The following is a 24,214-nucleotide window of genomic DNA, read 5'->3' on the forward strand; positions in this document are numbered from 1 at the left end:
ACCAAGAAGATAACTTTTTCCATGTTCTCTCATTATGATACATCTCCTTTTCACTGATATTAAAAAATGATCAGTTTACTAGAATGTTAGTTGTACTCCAAAGTTAAATACACGCTGATTCATATACGCATCACCGGCCGAGTTGGTACTGATCTCCGGATCTTGCTGATATTTATCATAACTTGTAAATGTAAACATGTTATAAGCATTCATATAAACCCGTAAGTTAGTCAGCCATGAAGGAAGAACCTTCACCGGTACTTGATACGATAGATCGATTGTCTTCAAGCGGATATACCAAGCATTAATGAGCCAAAAATCTGACATGTACGACTCCGCGCTATTCACCGTAGAAGGATTGCTTGTCAATCGAGGAAATTCGATAGCCTCTCCGTTCAAATAGCGCTCTAATGTCCAACGTTTCTGGTGCAAAGGCTGAAATTGGCTTTTGAAAGGTTCGATACCTGTTCCAACCACCGAGAAGCTGTAATTAAATGAACCTTGGAAAAGCAGGCTTAACGAAAGACCCTTCCACGACCCACCAATCGTCCATCCCAATGTTGTATTAGGAAGATTAGGCTTGCCGATAGCACCTTTATCGAAATCATTGATTACGCCATCTCCATTCAAATCTTTATATTTCAGGTCACCGGCTTGTATAGGCACATCAGTATTCGGTATAGCAGGTGCATTAGCTGCGCCGGCATGAATCAAATCAACGTCTTCAGGAGTGTAATATCCGATCCAAGTATATCCGAAAGGTTGACCAATAGGGCGCCCCGTTGCCGACAACCATTCGTAACGCTGCTGGGCTTCTGCATTGTATTCTATCTTATTCTTGGCATAAGAGAACACAAAATTAGTATTGAAATTGAAATCCCCAAAACGATCCTGGTATCCTATTTGTCCGTCAAACCCTTTATTACTGGTTCGTGCCACATTGATAGGAGAAGTTCCAACTCCTAATATTTGAGGAATATCATTGCGTTTCACCAGCTGATCGTATCGCTTATCATAGAAAAAATCAATTGTAAATGACAATCGGTCGAATGCATTGAAGTCGAGACCTATATCAAATTTCTTTGCTTTTTCCCATGTCACGTTATCATTACCCAAATCACCTTCTATAATAGAATTAGATTGCACATCAGTCTGACCGAAATTATAAGCGTTCTCATTTTCAGTATATTGTTGATTGTAGAGGTAACGATTTCCCATTGCTACGTCTGAACCTACAATACCATAAGACGCTCTGATTTTCAGTAACTGAATAAAGGATATATTATCTTTGAAGAAAGATTCTTCAGAAATACTCCACCCCACGCCAATGGCAGGAAATACACCATAACGATGTCCTTCTGCAAAACGGTCGGTACCGTTATATGCAGCATTGAAGTCTATCAAATATTTGTTTTTGTACTTGTAGCTTAAAGTAGCAGTCAAGCCTTGAAAATTTTCAGGAATTTTCTCCCCTTCATCTTCCACTGTGCGACTTTGACGACTATAAAGCAACATGCCACTAACATCGTGTGCTTCATTAAATACACGTGCATAATTTAACGATGCCTGAATATCTAAATTCTTTATAGCTTGATGCGTTCCTGCCGTCAATGCGTAATTGCTATAAGCATATTTACGATTCGGATTGATGGTGTATTGTTCCGTTGTGGCATCATAATGATAAGTAGGATAGCCATCTTTACCACGACTTACTTTTCGAAAATTTTCATCAACAGTAGAGTACGCCATACGTGCATTGGCTGATAATCCCTTAGTGAGCCAGTCCATTTTCCAATTCACACCGTACAAGATATTGTTATCGTTGCGGCGCGTACGTGTATAACCTTCGTTAGCCAAACGGGCATTCAGCGTAGGGCCATATCCATCTACATCACTAAGGTAGGCATAGGATCCGTCAGGATTAAGGACCGGTGCCGAATATGGGTGCATGGCAGTAAAGTTATAAATTTCTCCTGTAGCATTCAAGCTACTCGGTTCGTTGATGTTCATAAATCGCGAGCTGAAATCCAGGCGCATGGTCAGATTATTAGTTACAGTGAAGTCCAGATTAGTACGATAGTCAAAACGACGATAGAAATAGCCTGTATTCACATCATCCCCCGATTTATCAAAATTACGAACCAAACCGCCTTGCGAAAAATATCCACCGGATACAAAGTATTTCAAACGTTTTGTACCACCTGATACGTCAACATTAATATTCGACTGCATAGCCGATTTCTTAAAGACTTCATCATACCAATTTACATTAGGATGTCCATAAGGATCGGAACCGTCTTGAAACAAATCCAAGTCACGTTGAGTAAATGTTTTTGCCAAACCATCGTTAGCACGCGCTTCATTGACCAATAAGGCAGTATTATATGAATCTAAGAAGTTGGGAGTACGAACCGGAATCTGTCCACCGGCTTCAGCCCGTACATGTATTACAGGTTTTCCTTCTTCACCACGGCGGGTCTTGACTACCAATACACCATTAGCCCCTTTAATACCGTAGATAGCAGTAGTCGAAGCATCTTTTAAGATAGAAATACTTTCAATCTCGTTGATATTGATTTGCGAAAGTTGCTCATAGGAATATTCCACATCGTCCACCATAATAAGGGGCTTGTTTCCATCCGAATTGAGCGAACTGACACCACGAATAAAGAAATCGGAAGCATCTTTACCGGGCTGACCAGAACGTTGCTGGCTAAAGAATCCGGGTAATTTACCAGCTAATGTATTCTGTAAATTACTTGTCGGAACTCTTCGTAGTTCGCTAGCCTGAATACCGCTCACTGCACCGGTCAAAGTGATACGTTTAGCACTACCGTGTCCTACCACAAGCACTTCATTCAAGTTGTTGGCTTCAGAAACGGTCAGGCTGATGTTGAGCGTGCGTTGGTTGGTTATCGCTATCTCTGTACTTTGATAACCGACATACGAGAACACCAATGTTTCTCCACGTTTCACCTCCAACGAATATTTTCCATCCATATCAGTGATGGTACCTCTTCCGACTCCTTTCACCAAAATTCCTGCACCGATAAGCGGCTCGTTGGATTCCCTGTCGGTGATAGTACCACTTATCGTAAACGATTGGGAGTATGCCTGTACAATACAGAGTAGGCATAAGAATGTTATTATTACTCTTTTCATAGTATTACCAATTAGGGTTTTGAACCATATTTTTGTTTTTTATCACTTCCGAATAAGGAATCGGATAGAGATAACGTTTATTATCCCAATCCACCGTCAATACATCTTGTGGAATATAAGTAGTTCCAGTTAGAGAAGTCGTAATGAACATTCCTTTAACAGGTTGTGCATAGATCATCTCGGCAAGTCGCCAACGACGGATATCCCAATAGCGATGTTCTTCAAAAGCTAATTCAATACGGCGTTCGTTTTGGATCACTTTACGCATATCAGCTTGAGACATATCATCCCTAAGTCCATATAAATTATCATTGCCGGCTTCAATACCTGCACGTTTACGTAGTGCGATAATAGCATCGTATACATCCTGCGAAGGAGAAGACAGATATTCATTTTCGGCTTCGGCAAAGTTCAGAAGAATTTCAGCATAGCGAAACATGACCCAATTATGCAAAGTAGCTTGGTATTCACTGCCAGATTCAAAATTACCCATAAATTTACGCATATAATAGCTGGTAAGCGAGTACGATGAACCTAAAGGATTGTTAGCACCTCCTTGCCAAGTTTGCATCGTATTATTAAGCCAATTGGTTCCGTTATGTATAATGGTATATTCCAAACGTGGATCCCGATTGTCATATGGGTGCTGGGGATCATATTCATAGGCAGAACCTTCTTCATTGATAAAGTATCCATCTTTCATCAAAAAGGCATCCACTAAATTCTGTGTCGGATTCGTTCTACCGTTTCCTTGCTTTGCTCCGCTAAGTCCCAACGGACCATTGGCAGTTTCTATTGATGTATTGCTATCATTTTCACGGAAGAATATCATTTCTTTATGAATGGTATTGTCATACCAATTAGTAAACACATCTTTAAAGTTAGGATCAAGCCCGAGAGGTCCGCCGTCTGTTCCATAAGCATTCATAAATGAACGAGCAGCGTCGGCAGCCGTTTTCCAACGTTCACGGTCATAAGTAGCATATCCTACTAGTTCATTACCTGATTCAACAGGCTTCTCGTTGAATAACGGACTAGCTGCATAAAGTAACACACGAATCTTAAGTGCTTGTGCAGCCTGTGTTGTAACCACATGAGCATTGGCTGCAGCATCAGGCAGGGGTAACGAACGAAGGTCATCCTTAATGGCATCCAGTTCACTTACAATATATTTCACTGTTTGCTCAAAAGTACTACGTGGCAGTTCGATGTTTTCGTTCAAATCATATACTTTATCGCCAATTATGGGAATTCCTCCATAACGTTTCATGAGTTCGAAATAAAAATATGCACGCAGAAAACGGGCTTCAGCTTTCATGGATACATTCAGCGGACGCGCATTACCAAGCGCGTCAATATAAGTAGTATTGAAAGGTACCACATCAATACCATTTAACAGAATATTCACCCGGCGAATTAATCCGTAAGGATCTGTCCATATCATATCCGAGGGTATAGTAGAAGATGCACTATAGCGGCCTACGGCTAATTTATAAACATCGGGGTCTCCAGAGTTAACAGAGAGTGCGTCATCCGAGGCAGCATCCAAGTAATCTCCGTTCACACCGTTATGTCCGTTACGCATATACCAATAGATGCGATTGAGAAATTGACGGGCAACAACACCGTTGGAGTCAGTTCTCGAGAAAAGATAGTCTTCCGTAAACATGTTTACCGGTGTACCCTCATAACTATCTGTACATGATACAGCCGTCAGAAGCAGCATCCATGCTCCAATAGCCCATGCACCATATTTATTTTGTTTCATATTTATAGTTTTTTAGAAATTAAGATTGATTCCGGTTGTGATGGTACGTTGCAACGGATAGCTGGTGAAAGCCACTTCAGGATCTTGCAACTTAGTGCCTGCCCATGTAAGAAGGTTTTGTCCTTCCACAAATATCTTCACACGAAGTCCACCTAAGTAATTACGACAGAAGCTTTCGGGCAGTTTGTACGAAACCACAGCATTTTTGAGTCGAATATAGTTCCCATTCTGAACAAAAAGAGATGAATTCCAATTATTTCCGTAGTTGTACATATTACCTCCGGCAGTCAATCGCGGATATGTAGCGGTTTCAGCTGTTTCAGGTGTCCAACGGTCCAACAGATTGGTATAAGCCTGTCCGAAACTTTGTCCGCGAACTTGAAATCCTTCCAGTAGAGTCCGGTCACTATTATAGAGATCACGGTTGTAGGCTCCTTGTATCAATGCAGATACTTCCAGACCTTTCCATTCCAGACCTAAATTAATCCCAAAATAACACGTCGGTTTATCGCCACCAATCACTGTACGGTCAAATTCATTAATTTCACCATCATGATTCATATCGACATATTTCACATCACCTGCTTGAATATTATCGAATCCGTTCATTACAGGATATCCGTCAGCAATGTCTTTAGCACTAAGGAAGCCGTCAGCAACCAATCCATAGATAGCACCGATTGGTTGGCCAGTCATACGCATATAGTCATAAGGTACATATTGCTCATCCATGAAGATTCGTTTAGTTTGTTCCATACTCCAATTAGCCGATGCGTAATAATTCACTTTACCAATACGGTGCATCCAACTTAATTCCAATTCTAATCCAGAATAACGTGCCTTACCGATATTTTCTGCAGGATAAGAAATTCCGATCAATTCAATGCTCTTTCCGCGAGCTTGGAGCATATCATAATAATTATCGTTGTAATAATCGGCCGAAAATGTCAAACGGTTCTTCAACAAAGCCACATCGACACCAACATTGAATTTCTTACCTTTCTCCCATGTAAGTAATGAGTTCGCTAAAGGAGTTATTTCCGAAACCGAACCTCCATTCGATCCAGAAGTACCATTTAAATACCAGAATCCACCATCAACAGCATAACGTTTCAGGTAACCATAGTATCCGGCATTGTCAATACCATTACCTGTATAGCCATATGTAGCACGAAGCTTGAGTTGGTCAATCCATTCAGCTTGTTCCATGATTTTTTCTTTACTGATATCCCAACCAAGACCAACAGCCCAAAAAGTACCCCAACGACGTCCTTCAGCATACCGATTATAGTAACTTTCAGTTACAGCAGCTTGAGCGAAATATTTATTATCATAATTGTATTCAACTTTCTGTCCTACGTTCGATGGTATCATCGGCAAGTCGAAATTGTTCAGAATAGAACGTGTATCTCCAAACAGTGAAGCCTTCACTCCATGCATGCCAAACTGACGCTCCCAATCTACATACAATTTTCCATACATATATTGATAAGTTGAAACCGAACGGTAATCATTACTTTGCGAACTAACATTTCCATACATTGAATAGACATCAGTGCCACTCTCTGTTACGTCATACTGGAATACTTGTGCTTGCTTGGTACGAACGATAGCATTACGTACTTGAGCAGAAATATTCCCTATTGCACCTACGGAAAGTCCTTTTACTAATTTATTGAAATCATAGTTCAAGTGAATTGTCCCCACTACATCACGGGTATTACTCGATATATATCCGGAACCGACAGTTTGAGCATAGAGATTCTGCGTATATGATGCATTCCCACCATAACTACCGTCAGGATTAAAGATGGGATAAGCATTATTGGGTGTCTGCCATATATTGCTTAAAAGATCACTATATCCTGTACCGGAAATTCCTCCGGGCTGTGTCCCTTCTTCCACACGTCCTAACAAACTCATGTTTACCTTAAATTCATCGGTTACATTAATGTTGACTTTCGAAGAAATCAAATAACGATTATATTTGAAATTTGTGTTATAACTATTCGCATCGCTCGTCTTAAACAATCCGTTCTCGCTGTAGTATCCTAAACTCACAAAATATTGAGCGACTCGTCCTCCCCCTGTTACATTCAAATTATAGGCTTGTGAAGTGGTGGAGTTCTTCATGATTGCATCCCTCCAGTTTACATCAGGATGCAAATAAGGAGAAGTACCATTACGATAAGCTTCAAAATCATCATAACTATATAAAGGACTTTTCCCATCATTGAGCAAAGCTTCATTCAGTAAGTAAGCATATTGATAGGACGAGAGGGGATTCGGCCCCGATTTCAACGCACTGGATATGCCAAACTTACCAGTAAGTGATAAATGAAAACCACCTTCCGGATCGGGATTCTTGGTGGTAATGATTAATGTACCACGAGAGCTACGCATCCCCAAAAACATGTTAGAAAGCGCATCTTTCCGTATTGTAACTGATTCTATAGCCTCGGGATCTAAAGAATAAAGGTCACGCTCCACACCATCCACAATAGCCACCGGTGATTGTCCGCGTGCAGAAATCAGAAATTCAGAATTATCTCCATAAATACCTCCACCTACATTAGGAATAGCTCCTACTATATCAGATGAAGTATTGGCATCAGTACGTAACAACATCATACCGCGAAATGGTGATACATTAAGTCCTTTCAGGCGACCTTGTAATCCGGTAAGAATAGTGGCCGACTGATATTTCGTCAGATCATTAGTATAAATAGTGGACGTCGCGCCTAAATTAGAACTTTTTGCGCTAACACTATCTATCGGCGTATTTTGTGCCTTTAACACGACGGCAGCCATACATAGCAAGCTCGTCGTTATCATTTTATACATATTCTGTTTCATTATCTAGTAGAGTATAAGGTTATCACTCGCAATAGAATGTATACGTAAATGGTTCTTTCTGTTCTGGTAGAGGCGTACCTAACATCACGAAATCATCATCAGATTGTGTTACCGAGATTGAACCATCAGCATTAGTAAAAGCATATTCAATATCAGTAATTTCTGTTCCTTCCGGAATGTTAAAAAAGCCCTCCGGCCACAAGGTGATGTTATATGTTTTGACATATTGATTTTCACGTTTCATCAGTGTTTTAGCACTTTTCTCATTCACAGTATAACGGTGTCCGTCACTACCTATCGCTGTTGCTTCAAAATAGACATTATCAGCATCAATAAGCTTATTTTCACCCATGCCTCCTACAAAACTAAAGGTAATAAAGTCGTTTTGTAATGCTGTCAACGGAGTTGTTTTATTGAAGTGCTCACTACAGAAGTCGGTTACAAGTCCTTCGCCTTCTACGACTTCAAAACATCCACCTTCTTGATATTTTTTAGCATCACTACTATCACTGAAATTATCATCTGTACTGTTAATAAAGAATCCCGGCTTGAATCGTAGATTTTTTGTTCCTACCGGCACACGGATATAGATTGTAAATTCAATGTGTCCAGCAACTCCATTATATGGTTTTGTCCAATAGGCAGCCCATTCCATATCTTCGAGAATATTTGTTCCCTGACCATACTCCTGCATGAGAGCAGCCGACCATGACTGTCCGGGTTTATTAGACGGTTGTTCGGTTAAAGGGATAAACGTCATCTCTTGCTCACCGGCATCCGGGTCAAAAGTATTCTCTGTATAAGTGACTTTAGCATTTTGTGCCAAATTCCAACTTTTGGGGGCACAAAATCCTACAACTAATCTTTTATCATTACGAGGATCTCCATTTACATCAATATGTCCGTTGATTTTAAAAGTAGCTACAGTACCTGCCTTGGCATAGTCTACCAGTTGTCCATCCACCTCTTGAGTGATATCGACAGAGTCTATAAAAAGACACCCCGTCACAACAAAGACTATTAACAGAGTAAATAACGCTACGATATGTCGTTTGCGTTGAAGCAAACTGGTTGTTTTCTTCTTCATAAAGCGCTATGTTTTTTAGTTTTCAGATATTTTTTTAAATACATATGTATAGCTATTTTTCACGCATCCCGGACTATGAGTAATGATGATATTACGCTCACCATTGATGATAGGGAATTGTATCTCTGTACTTGCTTGATACGTAGTTCCTTCCTCTGTAAAGTAAAGGTGAAATGGAAAATAAGCATCATCGACGTTCCACTTACCATCATGACGTACCACAAACGGCAAGTAGTTCTCTATGCTGTAGTTACCGTCTTTTTTCAAGTGGATTTTGAATTGGCTGAAGTCCATAACATCGGTTATATCGGTTCCGTTACGGCTCACAGTGGTTAGTTGCCACATGCCCGATACATCTTTTACTTGTTCCCTATTTTTATCCGGATCTAAAGGCGCGGAAAACGTATCACACGAAACCATAAATAGCATGGTCAATAAGGTCACTGCCACTAAGTATATGCAATGTTTCATATCTTTAATATTTATATTAACAAGGTATTAGTTATAATAAGGGTTTTGTATTAACCCTTCGGACTTCACCGTCTCATTATAAGGAATAGGGAAGAAGTACATAGCAGGACGCCATACATGAGTACGAACATCAAACTCTCTCCATGTCTTTGTTCCGTCAGTAGCACGAGAAATTTCGATGCCGTGCATGGTTTTGCTTTCGGTTGTTGGTGCAATCATCCAACGGCGCACATCAAAGAAGCGTTGTCCCTCGAAAGCAAATTCAATACGACGTTCTTCTTGAATAGCTTTGCGCATTTCCTTTTGATCCATGTTGGGGTCAAGTCCATACCAACCGTCACCTTCTTCAATACCTGCCCGTTTCCGAATCAGTTTCAATATGGGATAGCAACCCAATTGTTGGCCACCTATAGTTTCCTCATAATCAGGTCCATAATATTCATTAGCAGCTTCGGCAAACATCAACAAAATATCGGCATATCGTATCAATGGGTCATTATGACGGCTAGGATTCCATGTACCACCTTTACATAAACGATCACATCCCTTACGTACATAGAAGCCGGTAGCAGTACCTTGATATACAGCATCACTTGTTTGCCCTACACCAATCCATGTATTAACCGTTGTAGTTGCACCATAATAGTCATCTGCAGGAACCAACGAACCGTCATAAATTACAGTGTTCTTAAAACGCGGATCACGATTTTCTGCCGGATTCAACGGATCAAATGTATAACTACTTTCATTGATAGGTTTACCATCAATCATCGGAAAGGCATCAGCCAAGTCTTTATAAATATATCCTCCATGACGCGTACCAGAATAACTACCACTAGGTGGATAATAAGCAGCTTCATGTCCGCTTTCGCGAGGATATTTTCGATCAAGGATATTACCAGCAAAAGCACCGTCGTGTTGTTCACCGTCATCATCGATTAACTGTGCATTTCGTGTATCACCAGCTTGGAATAAAACGTAAAATCCAAAACCGGGTTCACTAGCTCCATTTAAGTCTGTACTTCTGATAAAAAGTTTGTACGCGCCCAAATTAATTACTGCACGAGCTGCATCCATTGCCGTTTTCCAACGTTCTTTATCATTAGAGGGATAACCTACCAACTCTTTAGTTTCGGCCGGAGCGAAATCACTACCATTAAATAACGGGCTAGCTGCATAAAGACACACACGCGCTTTCAGCCCCAATGCGGCTGCCGATGTAGCACGCCCGTTTTCATTACCTGTCCGTCGAACAGGAAGTACATTCAACGAAACAATAGAATCACACTGATGCGTAACATATTCCACACATTCAGCCCATGTATTACGAGTCGTTTTCATCTCCGAAGTAGCATCGTAGACATTATTACCTATAATAGGCACACCACCGTAATGTTTCATTAAAATAAAGTAGTACCAGGCACGAAGAAAAAGTGCCTCCGCCTTGTATTGAGCTTTTCGACTGGCTATCATTGGTGATCGATCAGCATTGGCAAGAAAGACATTACACCGACGAATGTTAGTATAGCATTTTTCCCATGCGTCACCACTCACAGTTACAGGATTCACCGTACCAGTAGCAAACATCATATTTGTCCAAATGGTAGACGAAGGATAAAATTCAGCTTCATCGCAAGCACTTTGTAGACCACCGCCATTAGCCAAAAGGTACGTCCAACGGTTGAAGTTAATATCAAACCCGATGTCGGTGTAAATCCCAGTCAGGAAATTAGCAGTATACGTACTATCTGCAAAAACAGTTTCACGATTCAAATCTGAAGTCTGGGTTTGATCGAGGAAACTGTCGTTACAAGATACAGCGGTTCCTAAAAGTAGGAGCAGCAATAGTGATTTCACATACAATTTCATAGTAGAACATATAAATTTAAATTAAACAAATCAAACAAATAGAAATAAAACGAATTAAAGCTAATAAGCGGAGACCAATTCGCGACTTAAGTTTACATTGAGACGATTGACAAGATATATACCACTAAACAATACAATACTTTTTTTTACGTATTGTTGTCGTGAGTAGCTGAATAATGGTATTCTTTCATAACTCGTTCTTTTTTTTATAAGTTTACTGTAATGCCTTTAGCTATATCACCAGAAGATTTATAAGTATGACCAGCATGCAATACTTCTACCTTTATCATTCCAAAATCAATTTGGTCTTCCCCTTTATCGTCTGTCACTTTTACAATAAGATGATGCCCGTCTACTAACTCTGCTTTAAAAGTTAGCTGTTTATAATCTCCTTTCTGAAATCCCCATCCATCTCCTTTGTCCCAATACAGAGAGCCTTCCGCTTTGCCATCCTCATCCGGGCAAACAACTAAAGTCAATGGGTCGAATGAATTTTCATTCACATTCTGAATTATTTTGCCTACTGGAATAATAGAACCACCTCTCACTTTTAATTTAGCCTGATATTTACCTTTTGTATCTCCTTTAACCAAAGATAAATTTTCCCAAATTCCTTTGGGTAGAGAAGGATTCTTTGCAAATGCAGGAATTATCAACAGGTCTGTCCCCAACATGAAAGCTTGCTCTTCAGCACGCAAACTTTCATCTTTCGGATCGGCAAAGAAAACCGGAGCCATCACAGGCTGTCCATCTTTATGAGCCCCATGAAAAGCAGTGTAGAGATAAGGCAGCAAACGGTAACGACGTTCTAATGCCATGCGTGATTCCTTTTCTATATCTTTAGTAAATGCCCACGGTTCCTTGTTATTTGTATCACAGGAAGCATGTCCTCTGGAAAAAGGGAAAAATGCACCGAAGCCTAACCAGTTTCCCCACAAATCGGGAGTCGTATTCCCAGCAAATCCACCTATATCCGGACCATTGAAAGGTTGACCGGACAACCCCAATGTAATAGACATCGGTATAGAAAGTTTCATGTGTTCATAAGTAGCTTCGTTATCGCCCGTCCACATGGCTGCATAACGCTGTCCGCCAATAATATTGGAGCGGGAAAGAAGAAATGGACGTTTGCCTGGATTAGCAGCCATCATGCCATTATAAGAAGCTTCGACCATCAGACGACCATAAGCGTTATGATACATTAAATGGCTACCAATAGGTAAATTGCCTCCTCCTAAATGAATATTGTTCTCCGGCATCGTTCCCCCAGGACCATCAAATACAGACGGTTCATTCATATCATTCCAAATGCCATCTATTCCATTAGCCATAAAGTCTTTATAAAGTCCGGACCACCAAGTGCGCGTCTCCGGACGGGTAAAGTCAGGAAATGCGCAAGCACCCGGCCATACTTTCCCGTGAAACTCATTACGATAGATATCACAAACAAAAGCATTTTGCTCTTTTCCGGTTTTATATACAAAATAGTTATCATCCACTTTTACGCCTGGATCTATCATATACACGGAATGGAATCCATTATCATGCAGATACTTATTCATGCGCTTCGGATCGGGAAAATCCCTGTTATTAATCGTGAATACACGGAATTCATCCATATAGTTGATATCAAACCATATTACATCGCACGGTATCTTCTTTTCACGAAAAGTATTGGCAACTTCTTTCACTCTAGCTTCCGGCACGTAAGAAAAACGAGACTGATGATAACCGATTGCCCATCTGGGAGGCATACTTATAGTACCGGTCAATTCGGCAAGTCCTTTTAATACAGCTTGCGGAGATTCACGATCTATGATATAAGTACGAAAAGGTGCTCCTTCAGTATTAAATTCAATTTTATCTGAATTAGTAATCAATTCAGCCTTCCAAAAACTATCAAACAATACGCCAAATGCTGTCCCGTCCGGACGAACACCCAACACCCACGGATGCGTTTGATACAGACGTGAGCCACCATCAACCCGATACATACCATTATCCGTATTCCACATTTTAATCTTTTGCCCATTACGCAGCAACGGACCGGTCACTTCACCACCTCCATACAGACTTGTTCCGGCTGGAACATCCAATGAGGCATTTGCCTTGCCATCAGTCATCGTAAATTGAGGTACTAATTTCCAGTTTTCCGGTACTTCACCTTTCTTTTCCGGTTCATGGGAGAGAATTAATGAAGGCGTACGGGAAACATCATACCCTACGGGGATAAATTCTACAATTCCATTTCCTACCAGTGTTACTTTTTCTGTTTTTATATTACCTGCCCAAGCTACCTGAGCCGTAAAGAAGAAAACAGCCATTTGCAATAACGATATTCTTTTTCTCATTTAAATATTATTTTAGTTATTAGTTCCGCCAACGGATTTTAGTCTGGCAATTTCATTATCAAAAGCTTGGAAAACAGTCCTCATGATATCATATTTTCATTTTGGTCAAACAGGATTTCCAGCAACTCCTCCGGTCACTCATAAAAGAAGAATAAACAGACCGGAGGAATATTGTGGAATTTCAAACACCAATCCTAACTTTTTACCTATATCTATTGAACTTTATACTATGAACGTTTGAAATTTAAGAAACCACTAAAGAGAAATTTAAAAAGAATCATATAAAAATAATAATCAAGGCGATTAACTTCAAGTCCATTCACTGGACAATTTTCCTAAAGTTAATTTTGTTTCTGCACAGACTTAAATTAAATGATAATTTAGTTTATTACGGTGCGTTTTTAAATGTATCAATAAAAAATTCAGCAGCCTCTAGAGAAGATTTTTAAATTTCATTTCTCATATTCTCATAGGTGACTGATAAACAACAAATAATCAAATAAATAGCTTATGAGAAATACTTTCTAAGACGGCATTTCTCATAATACACCTTCTATTTTAGCTTAAAATTCACCTTATTCTCATAGTATTTCAGAGTATTTCTCATAGTTAAATACTATACTTCTCCTTTTTTCTGGTTGAAGATAAACTGTAGTTCCGATTGTCCCATATATTATGGGAAAATGTTCCCTAATATTATGAGAATTTATTCCCACAAAATAAGAGAATCTTTTCCCTGTTAATAGGGAATACCTTCCCACAATATATGGGACAAGAAGAATATGTACTTCCCTGATAATCGTTGACTAGTTGCTTCTTTATTCTTGTATAGGTTGATTGGAAAAACACTATGAGAAATGAATCCAACAAGTATGAGAAACAAGGTAAAATACGGGGTATTTGACGGAAAAATTATGAGAAATGCCGTCTTAGAAATCATTTCTCATAGTCTATTCTATTAGTTTTCTGCTATTTATGATTAATGAATGAGAATATGAGAAATGAAAATCATAAATACACTCTAGTAGGGTATCTATTTCAAATTAAATAGAAAATCATAATGCCCTGCTTCTACATCAACAGTCTGCTCCTTAACGCTCACTTTTTTCTTATTCTTTTTACATGAGACAGCATTATTAGGGATGCAAACTGTAGCCGTTGTTCCGGCAGGAACTGTCAATTGAAGATTCAACTGATTATCATCTTTCAACTTCCAATTAACAGCAATTGTGCCATAAGGTGATTCTTTCGTTACTTTTGCCCAGGTCACACCGTTTGGAATTTGAGGATCGACATAGAAGTGACGATATCCAGGTTTAGCCTCGTCAAGACGTATTCCTCCTACAGCCTGATAAAACCAAGTACCAATTCCATTGTAACAATTGTGCACACGACTTCGTTCTCCGCTCCAATATTCCCAAGTCGCTGTCGCACCATGGTCAATCATATACAGATAACCGGGATAATCACGTTTCTTCATCATTTGATAGAAGAAATCCACTTGTTTATTCCGAACAGCCCATTCTGTCAAAATAGGCACTCCAACCAAACCAACAGCAATATGTCCTTTATATTTTTCTTCGGTCATGGCAACGACATTCTCTTTCACTTTATTGTACAAAGAATCAGGTACAACACCTACCAACATAGGATAGCACATATCCAACTGTGAGCCGGTAGAATAGATCCCTTCATCCTCACGGTAGAACGTCTGATGAATCAACTTGTTGAGTTTTTCTCTACGCATAGCAAACTCTTCCGCCTCTTCTCTTTTTCCTAATGTTATGGCTGTCTTATACATAGTGCTCAAGCATTCGCTGATAAAACAGTTACTTACCAAATCCACTGAAGCCTGATTACCTGCATCTACTCCCATAGGTGCCAGCCAATCACCCAAATACCAGTCACGGTATTTGGTATCGGGCCAACGTTTCAGCAAACCATCCACTGTATATTTATCAACATACTTAAACCACTCTTTCATTTGAGAATAATATTTCTCAATCAAGCGGGGATCATTATAGTTGACATACGTTCTCCAGGGAGCCTGTACAAAGAATCCGCACCAATACGGACCGCCGCCACCGGCACCCGGATTAGGACCAACATGCGGCAAACTTCCTCCTTCACGCATGGAGTCTCCCCATGTTTGCACCCAGTTTTCAAATGTTGGAGCTACATCGTACATCGTTTGCAAAGACATCGTTGAGGAGTTTCCATCACCACCATATCCTGCACGTTCCAAATGCGGACAGTCTACCATATATCCACTAAAAGTCAGACATTTCATCGTATACTGAATCATTTGGTGAATAGCATTCAAGTCGGCATCCGAACATTCAAAAGTTGCGGTCTGTTTATAATCTCCATAAATCTGCAGAGATTTCATAGCAGCTGTTTCCGGTTTTTGAGGAAGATTGGAGATGCGCACATATCGAAAAGCGTGATGATTGAATTTATTTCTGAAGTATTCTCCTTGCTTACCACCAGATATATAAATATCACTTTCACCTTGCTTGTCAAATTCACCGTCTTTCGTCAAATTATCACTATATTCCATAATAACTTCATGACCTGCCGGCAATATAGGTATTTGCATCTCAAACCATCCGGTCTGAACCTTTCCCATATCTACCAGCCAGAGACCTTCACCCAGCTTCTTTACAGAAACAGCCTGCAAAATCTGATGTATCTTGTTTATCTCACACATTTGAGGGGAAGCGATATGATCGGGAACATTCACTTTCACAACAGGAGTCCATTTCATTTTATCTAAAGCTTGTGTTGAAAGATCTTGCGGAAGAATCCTTCCATCCACCCTCTCACCTCCAAACTGCAAAGCACGCCAAGTACCTGTATCAGAATAGCCACTTTCACGTCCGTACCATGATCCGTCTGTCTTCGTTACGACTTCCCATTTACCATTTCTCAACACATCCAATTCTGCTTTTACCAGCGGACCTTCATAAGCTGCTCCGAAAGTCGTCGTTTTATACCAACCTTGTCCCAGCCAGATAAGCAGATCATTTTCTCCTTCTCTTAAATAAGGAGTAATATCATAAGTAACAATTAGTGAACGTTTAGATAAATGTGATACAGCAGGGGTCAGAACGTCCTCCCCAACCTTTCTCCCATTGATATAAATTTCGTGATAACCTAACGTATTTACATGCAGGAAAGAAGTCTCTCCCTGAGTCAATTTCACTTTCTTGCGAAGAATAGAAGCACAAATCTTACCACCTTCAACAGAAGCCCCTATATATTCTCCTTTCATCTGTGACTGATCCAAGATGCCAACTCCAAAACGGGCAACAGGACTCCATGATGAAGCTTGTTTTTTAACATCCCAAACGCGTACCCGCCAATAACACAAAGAACGAGAAGTTAAAGCCTTTCCCTGATAAGGTACCATAACCGAAGCATTGGATTTCAATTTCCCGGTATTCCATAAATCAGCTTTATCCTGCACCAACAGAATACTATCCGAAGCTACCTGTATTTCATAATAAGTTTGCCCGCCTTTCCAGCCGTCCCCCTTTAACTTCCAACTGAAGTGAGGAGTCACATTATCAATCCCCAAAGGATCAATAAGATTCTCACATTTTAATTCCGCCAAATAGAAAGTAGATATTTTCTTACTTCCATACACTATCACAGACAGCCAACAGAAACAACAAACTAAACATAATAATCGTTTCATTCTATTCATCTTCTATTATTATTCAACTCTTACCAGCCTCACTTTATGAGTGACAGGTTTATTGATTTTATAAATTGTTTCAACAATAGTCTTCATATAATTGCTCCAAACCTCCCGTATTTCGGGATTCATCGCTTTTATATACCAATCGTAGCTCATCCTAAGAAACCCGTCTTTAGGTAAGTACTCTTTTAGCCTATCGATAGCTTTCTGATCATCAGCAAACAGTAATCCTTCTTTTTTCAGGAATGAATATTCGGTCCACAAGTATTCTCTGAAACGTTTCTCCACTTCAAATCGTTCTTCATTCAGATACATGATTTTCGCAGCTTGTTGATATTGGGGAGTATTCGGGTAATCTGCCAAATTCACTCCATTCGCCAACTTTTCGGATGAGAGATTGTCAATAAACTGATTGTCTATAGTTAACCGATACATTCCTTTCTCTAAGTTTGTTACCTGAAAACGTTCCTGATTAAACTCTTCCATAAATGGAACCAACTGCATTGCATCACGTTGTGACCTTTTATTTCCCCAGCCACTTCTAGAAATAGAATCCAGCGGATAAGGAAGAGCATACGCCAGATAATCAAAAGTCAGATCAGCTCCGCTCTTTTTTAGTTTTGAAATCTTACAGTTCTTATGGGTTATTACAGATGAATGATATGCATCAATAGATACTGATGACACTTCATCCCCAGCCAGTCCCTGTGCTTTCAGAAACAAATAGGCCATGACCATCTGTCCGTCATTATCCGGATGAATTCTATCTATCCTGCAGAATGTAAATGTAGAATCTGCCTCCTGCTCTTTTCTGCTTATCTCACGCATCGGTTGGTTAAAATCAACAAAACCCCAGCCATTCTTTTTAGCCGATGTACGTTGGGCATCTATGATTTTTAAAATGGCGTTGTTCTTATTATGCAATATAAAATTATTAAACCGGGAAGTCTCATCATAAGGAGAACCACCAATCAAAACTTTCTTTATTTTATTTTTAGCCAGTAAGCGTTCTTCTATTTCCCGATAGCTTTCCAATGACTTTGCAATCCGTTGTTCCGACAGTTCTTTTGCATCGTCTTTCATGTAAATATCATAACCGGTATCATTCATACCGAAAGTTAGAGTCACATAAGTTGGTTTCCTGTTGAAAACATCATAGTCCAAGCGATCCTTCATATCCCACGCACTCTCTCCACCAATTCCGGCATTCATGATAGTAATCGGTTTATCCGGGAAACGAGTCATGTAATACAACCAGATAAATGAATGATAATGTCCGCCGTGAGTAATGCTGTTTCCTACAAATACCACACGTTCCCCTTCTTCAAACCGAGGTATTGTTGTTTGTGCCTGTAAGTAATCGCAATTTATATAAACTAAAGATAACAACAAAAGTATCCTCATTTTTAGTCTATTAGCCATTTTCTTTATTCTTTTAATCAAACCATAAAGATAACCGTACAACAATCAATCTGCTATATCCAGCTTATTCTTCTCTGCTTTCCCATACTGTTTCACCAATACACTTACGCCTCCTTTCAACAGTTCGGGAGTCGCCTCCATAGTGATAACCTTTTCTTCGCCCGGCATCAACGTCACATAATTATCGGACATAATAATTGGAAGTATTCGTTTTTGCGTAGCCTTATTAACAAGCCTCACCCGATTAGCAAAAGCCACAGTCTCGGAATTGTTCTTTACAGCTATATTTATCTTTCCGTCAGACATCGATTTATCCACCAATCGGCAAGACAAAGCAACTTCCGGAAGTGTGTTCAGCAATGTATAGTCAAGATCTCTCACGCCATTCCGCCAATAGAAGTTTTCAGAGATTAAATTACCTTTGGCATCTATCAGTTCCAACTTGATAAAATGAAGCGGAGTCAGTTCTTCTATCTCTTTTGGTTTCTCACCGTAGATTTCGAATTCGAACAAAGAATATCCAAACTGTGTGGCACGGCTGATGCCTGCCAATTTCACATAACGTGCTGTAACAGGTTCCAATTCAATCTGTTCAGTACCACCTCTTCCATCTTTGTTGGCATAAACGGTTTTCCATTCTTGCGCATCATTCGATACTTGCAGTTCGTATTTCTTAGCACAAGCTGCCTCCCATTTCAAAATAACCTTTTCTATCTTTTCTTCTTTACCAAGATCAATGTATATCCATTGAGGATCACTGTATGCACTTTCCCAACGACTTCCGGCTCCTCCGTCAGTAACCATTGAAGCACTTTTAGAGGCACCTGTTGAAGAAGAAGCTACAGCCTTCTTTCCATAAGCCAGATTGAAAGGGTTAAAGTTCAAAGAAAAAGCTTCTGCAATGTTGCTGGCTGCCACATCGACCTGTTTTGTCTGTCCGTATGCAGGCACTTCTTTTCCATTCAGGTCATAAATTGTAGCTTTAGCTATTGCACCTTTCAAGTCCTCTGCTGTAGTATTTATTACTTTTATATTGTTATTGGAAGCATTCCATTGGATATGTAAAGGTTCACAAGCCTTTTTTGCTCCCCAATAAGCACCTGTAGGATCATAATAATAGTCATAAGTCTGCCATACAAACGAGGGATAAGCCGGATGGCTCATCCAGATCAGAAGTCCGGCTGCATCATTCCACATCTTATCGTTCCAAGCCTCATACATACCTTTCATCACTTCGAGATTCAGCATTTGCGCTTTCTCGCAGAATTCTTCCAATCCGGATGATTCTCCGTACTGTGTGTTCACTGAATTCTTATAATTAACCGGGTTGGCATTAGACGCTTCCTTACCGAAGAAATGTTTGTTCCATACATTGTCATCATCATTCTTCAACTGCTCATCAGTAGGCAGAGGCCACCAGTCTTTTTCCGGGATAAACTCTTTGATACTTTCAAATGTGGGGAAAGTGGCCGTTCCTATTTCTGTACGCATACCGTAACCGTGATCAATACCGTATGGATAAGCCGGTGTATTAAATGCCAGATTACTGCCTGAAGTTTCAAAATGGTGTCTTGGAGGTTGATTTCCCCACCAACCACTTCCGGACAATCCATCCTGATTGGAGCAAGACTTATACATACGGTCATTATTGTCCTCCTTCGCAATCATTTCACGCAGGTAATTATCCAAATCAGGTGCCGGATGCGTTTCATTTGCTCCACACCAAATAGCAATAGAAGGATGGTTTCTAAGACGTCTGACTTTATCAAGGGCATTCGCTTTAAATGCTTCCGGTTGCGCCACGTCATTGTATGCTACATATAACCAGAAATCATTCCATACCATAATCCCATATTTATCACAATAATCATAAAACTCATCATCAGTAACACAACCGGTCCATAGACGGATCATATTGTAATTCATTTCCTTATGAAGTCTGATTTTCGTTTCATACTCTTTACCCTGACAGCGAAGCAGATATTCGCTCATTCCCCAGTTTCCACCTTTCAGATAGATCTTCTGTCCGTTGATAAAGAATGTAAGAACAGGATATCCCACTACATTATCAACCATTTTATACTCATACTTCTTGATACCGAATGTCATTTCTTTTACATCCGACACTTTTCCATCTACAGAACAAGTCAGCTTACAAGTATAAAGATTGGGATCACCATAACCATTCGGCCACCAAAGTTTCGGATGGTCAACGACCAATTGCGCTATGTCATCTTTGTTAATAGATAGTCTGGCTGTTGTTCCTCCTTCTACCCGAATGTCTTTAGAGAAAGAAATATTCCCCGGCTGAATCACTCCGGATACAACGACATCTTTGGGGGAAGAAGAAGCATTTCTAATATCTGTTGAGACAGAAAGCTCTGCTTTCTGCAAGGTCGGTAACTCTGAACGTACCCAAGGATCTTCCATCACTACATCTCCCGTTACCACAAGATAAGCATTGCCTGTGATACCAGCCAGACGTCCCGGTACGTATGGCATCCAGTCCCAACCGGCACCAGCCAGATAACTGGGGCTACACGCAACTCCATACGGGTCTTTAGCCTTACGCGTCTTTTTCTGATCGGCATCGGTAATCAGAACAGCTATTACATTCTTACCGGATTTCTTTATCAGATTAGTTACATCAAACTTCGAACGTAACATGTGACCGCTTACATCTTTAGTAGATGTTTTTGTTCCTGATATCTTCTCGCCATTAAAATAGAAATCGGCAAAGCGGTTCGTATTGTCGAAATGAAGCCATACCCGCTTCCCCTCCGAATAAGAAGACGGAAGTTCGAATTCCGTACGATACCAGAAAGGACGGTTATAAAACGTTTCGTCTACTTTATAAATATTATCGGCATAATTAGGATCTGGAACGATTCCTGCTTCAACATAAGCAGTAAAAACAGTTCCGGGAACCACACCTTTAACGTAATCGGACATTTTAAATTCCGGAGTAGAAATCTGCTCTCCGGTTATGTTCTCTAAATCTGCCTGGGGTTTCACTTCCCAGATAATCCGAGGATTAGAGCTGTTCAAAGACATCCATGTACTCTGCTCTGCACACCCTGTCTGGATTAGAGCTAATATAACCGATACAATGATAAGCCCAAGTTTATTCATCATACTATCAAGATTTTAAAGTAACAATTTGTTTTAGAGTATGTTATTCAATCAAAGTCCCCACTCAACATTAGGTTTATCACCCATAAACAGCTCTAATGTACCTCCGGCTGCAATGTCCGCAAAATCAAGATAACATTTATTGTATTCCTGACCGTTCAACAAGGCCTTTTGTATGTAGACGTTATTTATGCTGTTATTATGAGCTATCACCGTGAATTTCTTCCCAGTATAATAGCTGGGATCAAGATTGAACTCTACTTTATCAAAAACCGGACTTGTAATCTCCATACGTGTATTTCCCGGACAGGAAGGATGAATACCGGAAGCAGCCAACACATACCACGCCGACATCTGACCTACATCTTCATTGCCAACAATCCCTTCAACTTTGTTTGCATAAGCCTTTTCACATGTATAGCGTGTCCATTTTTGAGTATACCAGGGAACTTCAAGCTGATTGAACAAAAAAGGAACGAAGTGCACAGGTTCATTCGCATGATTATAATATTCATTCCACAGCATATTAGAAGGAGTTTTATTAAAGAAATCTGTTAAATCCGCAATAACTTTCTCCTTACCACCCATCAAATTCACCATTCCCGGAACATCGTGAGGTACAAACCAACCTTGCTGATAAGAGTTTGCTTCTATACACCCATACCATTCTTTAAGACGTGCATTCTCCGGCCATTCTACCCATGTACCATCTGCTTTACGGGGACGGAACCATCCCTTTTCTTTATCAAAAATATGATGATATGCCTGTCCCTTTTCATAGAAACATTTGGCATCGTCTTCTTTCCCCATAGCTTTCGCTAATTGAGATATACACCAATCAGTATAAGCATACTCCAAAGTGGTTGAAATACTCAATGGTTCCGGAGCATACCCCAATGAATCATTACCAAAACGACGGGATGTGTTAATGGCATAATGATATGCTTTCTCTGCATCATACGTACGAATCCCTTTGATATAAGCATCCGCCAAAACAGACAAAGCAGGATTTCCCAACATACAGCCGGAATAGGAATTCAGCAATTCCCAACGTTCATAGTATTCGCACCCACTCTGATCTGCCATAGTAATCAATGAGTTCAGTTCATCACTTACTAAACGCGGATTAATTATAGTCTGCAAAGGAAACTGACTACGAAATACATCCCATCCACTGAATATAGTACGTTTTGTAAAAGTGCTGTCAGCCGTATGTATTTTATAATCACCGCCTACATAACGTCCGTCTACATCTGTATAGATACGAGGATCAATCATCGTATGATACATGGCAGTATAGAATATCGTTTTTTCATCATCCGTACCACCGGATATCCGGACACGATTAAGTTCTTTATTCCACAATTCAGTAGCTTCCTGCTTTACTTGTCCAAAATTTTTAGAGGCTATTTCTTGTTCAAAGTTATTTGCAGCACCCTCCATATCAACAAAAGAGATACCAACTTTCATCTCTACAGTCTCTCCCTCCTTCGTTGGAAATTCAGTAAAAAAGCCTAGATGTTTACCCGTCAGTTCTTTCTTGTCTTTTATAACCGGAGCTTGTGATACACGAGTCAAATAAGGAATACTCACTACTTCATCACGTTTCCGAACCCAATGTTCGGGAATATCTGCACTCCAAAAGCCATAATTAGTCAAAGGTTTACTAAATTGTGCATAATAATAAACGGTATAATCGGCTTTTCCTTCACCATTACCCCATCCACCACCATCAGGTGTACACTTCATCCATCCTTGAATTGTATAATCATCTACAACTTTAATATACTGTGAAGTAGATGTTCCCCCTACTCTACGAGCTAAATCAATCTGAATACGCGATTGGTCACTAGAAGGATAAGTAAAATGTAAAATTCCACAGTGTGGTGTCGCGCTACTTTCTACTTTGATATGATAATCAGTCAATTCTACCGAATAATATCCGGCCTTAGCCGTTTCAGTGGCTTTGTTATAAGCCGAACGATATCCTTTTATACTATCATTATTCTCTTTACCTGCCACTTTATATAATTCACCAGTTGTAGGCATCACAAGAAAATTGCCCAAATCACCAAACCATCCCACACCACTCATCTGGGTAAAGGCAAATCCTTCGATTGTCTTATGTTCATCACTGTATCCGGAACCGTTATCACCTCCCGTTATTGTATTAGGACTAACCTGTACCATACCATACGGAGTCGTAGCTCCGGGAAAAGTTTTACCTAATCCGTGATAAACACCGGCAGCCCCTACACTAGTACTGGCACCAATAAACGGGTTTACATAATCGGTCGGAACCAAATCTTCCGATACGGTATTGGTTGATGAGCAACCCGTCATCCAACACAAAAAGCAAACAATTAAAAGATTAGCAGTCGCTTTATACATAA

At 40.0% G+C, this 24,214-nt stretch carries 11 protein-coding genes; all 11 read right to left on the reverse strand.

Annotated elements, in window-relative coordinates; translation table 11 throughout:
* Positions 1-78: 78 nt before the first annotated feature.
* Positions 79-3,162, reverse strand: a complete 3,084-nt coding sequence (locus DW173_RS10925; RefSeq protein ID WP_008020721.1) for a SusC/RagA family TonB-linked outer membrane protein — start codon at positions 3,160-3,162, stop codon at positions 79-81.
* Between the two features lie 4 nt (positions 3,163-3,166).
* Positions 3,167-4,930 (reverse strand): RagB/SusD family nutrient uptake outer membrane protein, encoded by a 1,764-nt coding sequence (locus DW173_RS10930; RefSeq protein WP_008020720.1) that lies wholly within the window; start codon positions 4,928-4,930, stop codon positions 3,167-3,169.
* A gap of 12 nt (positions 4,931-4,942) precedes the next feature.
* Positions 4,943-7,774: a SusC/RagA family TonB-linked outer membrane protein gene (locus DW173_RS10935; RefSeq protein ID WP_008020719.1), complete on the reverse strand. Its 2,832-nt coding sequence runs from the start codon at positions 7,772-7,774 to the stop codon at positions 4,943-4,945.
* Between the two features lie 34 nt (positions 7,775-7,808).
* Positions 7,809-8,873 carry a DUF4961 domain-containing protein gene (locus DW173_RS10940; protein ID WP_008020716.1) on the reverse strand — a complete coding sequence of 355 codons (1,065 nt, stop codon included), beginning with the start codon at positions 8,871-8,873 and terminating at the stop codon, positions 7,809-7,811.
* Positions 8,874-8,888: 15 nt separating this feature from the next.
* Positions 8,889-9,344 carry a DUF5004 domain-containing protein gene (locus DW173_RS10945; protein ID WP_008020714.1) on the reverse strand — a complete coding sequence of 152 codons (456 nt, stop codon included), beginning with the start codon at positions 9,342-9,344 and terminating at the stop codon, positions 8,889-8,891.
* Between the two features lie 27 nt (positions 9,345-9,371).
* Positions 9,372-11,213 (reverse strand): RagB/SusD family nutrient uptake outer membrane protein, encoded by a 1,842-nt coding sequence (locus DW173_RS10950; RefSeq protein WP_008020712.1) that lies wholly within the window; start codon positions 11,211-11,213, stop codon positions 9,372-9,374.
* Between the two features lie 206 nt (positions 11,214-11,419).
* The gene (locus DW173_RS10955; protein WP_087317505.1) at positions 11,420-13,564 is read right to left on the reverse strand and encodes a TIM-barrel domain-containing protein; all 2,145 of its coding nucleotides are present in this window, start codon (positions 13,562-13,564) and stop codon (positions 11,420-11,422) included.
* Positions 13,565-14,597: 1,033 nt separating this feature from the next.
* Positions 14,598-17,273: a family 78 glycoside hydrolase catalytic domain gene (locus DW173_RS10960; protein WP_087317503.1), complete on the reverse strand. Its 2,676-nt coding sequence runs from the start codon at positions 17,271-17,273 to the stop codon at positions 14,598-14,600.
* A 9-nt stretch (positions 17,274-17,282) separates the two neighbouring features.
* Complete coding sequence (locus DW173_RS10965; protein ID WP_087317501.1) at positions 17,283-18,689, reverse strand: SGNH/GDSL hydrolase family protein; 1,407 nt, start codon at positions 18,687-18,689, stop codon at positions 17,283-17,285.
* 45 nt (positions 18,690-18,734) lie between these two features.
* Positions 18,735-21,824 (reverse strand): discoidin domain-containing protein, encoded by a 3,090-nt coding sequence (locus tag DW173_RS10970; RefSeq protein ID WP_087317499.1) that lies wholly within the window; start codon positions 21,822-21,824, stop codon positions 18,735-18,737.
* A 48-nt stretch (positions 21,825-21,872) separates the two neighbouring features.
* On the reverse strand, positions 21,873-24,212 hold the full coding sequence (locus DW173_RS10975) for a GH92 family glycosyl hydrolase (RefSeq protein WP_120144446.1): 2,340 nt from the start codon (positions 24,210-24,212) through the stop codon (positions 21,873-21,875).
* Positions 24,213-24,214: the final 2 nt, after the last annotated feature.

Source organism: Bacteroides sp. AM16-13, assembly GCF_003602705.1.
Lineage (GTDB): Bacteria > Bacteroidota > Bacteroidia > Bacteroidales > Bacteroidaceae > Bacteroides > Bacteroides xylanisolvens.

What these genes read in the sequence shown, in the direction of transcription:
- DW173_RS10970 (WP_087317499.1), bottom strand. Translation starts at nt 21,824, where the DNA reads ATGATGAATAAACTTGGGCTTATCATTGTATCGGTTATATTAGCTCTA.
- DW173_RS10960 (WP_087317503.1), bottom strand. Translation starts at nt 17,273, where the DNA reads ATGAATAGAATGAAACGATTATTATGTTTAGTTTGTTGTTTCTGTTGG.
- DW173_RS10935 (WP_008020719.1), bottom strand. Translation starts at nt 7,774, where the DNA reads ATGTATAAAATGATAACGACGAGCTTGCTATGTATGGCTGCCGTCGTG.
- DW173_RS10975 (WP_120144446.1), bottom strand. Translation starts at nt 24,212, where the DNA reads ATGTATAAAGCGACTGCTAATCTTTTAATTGTTTGCTTTTTGTGTTGG.
- DW173_RS10955 (WP_087317505.1), bottom strand. Translation starts at nt 13,564, where the DNA reads ATGAGAAAAAGAATATCGTTATTGCAAATGGCTGTTTTCTTCTTTACG.
- DW173_RS10925 (WP_008020721.1), bottom strand. Translation starts at nt 3,162, where the DNA reads ATGAAAAGAGTAATAATAACATTCTTATGCCTACTCTGTATTGTACAG.
- DW173_RS10930 (WP_008020720.1), bottom strand. Translation starts at nt 4,930, where the DNA reads ATGAAACAAAATAAATATGGTGCATGGGCTATTGGAGCATGGATGCTG.
- DW173_RS10945 (WP_008020714.1), bottom strand. Translation starts at nt 9,344, where the DNA reads ATGAAACATTGCATATACTTAGTGGCAGTGACCTTATTGACCATGCTA.
- DW173_RS10950 (WP_008020712.1), bottom strand. Translation starts at nt 11,213, where the DNA reads ATGAAATTGTATGTGAAATCACTATTGCTGCTCCTACTTTTAGGAACC.
- DW173_RS10940 (WP_008020716.1), bottom strand. Translation starts at nt 8,873, where the DNA reads ATGAAGAAGAAAACAACCAGTTTGCTTCAACGCAAACGACATATCGTA.
- DW173_RS10965 (WP_087317501.1), bottom strand. Translation starts at nt 18,689, where the DNA reads ATGGCTAATAGACTAAAAATGAGGATACTTTTGTTGTTATCTTTAGTT.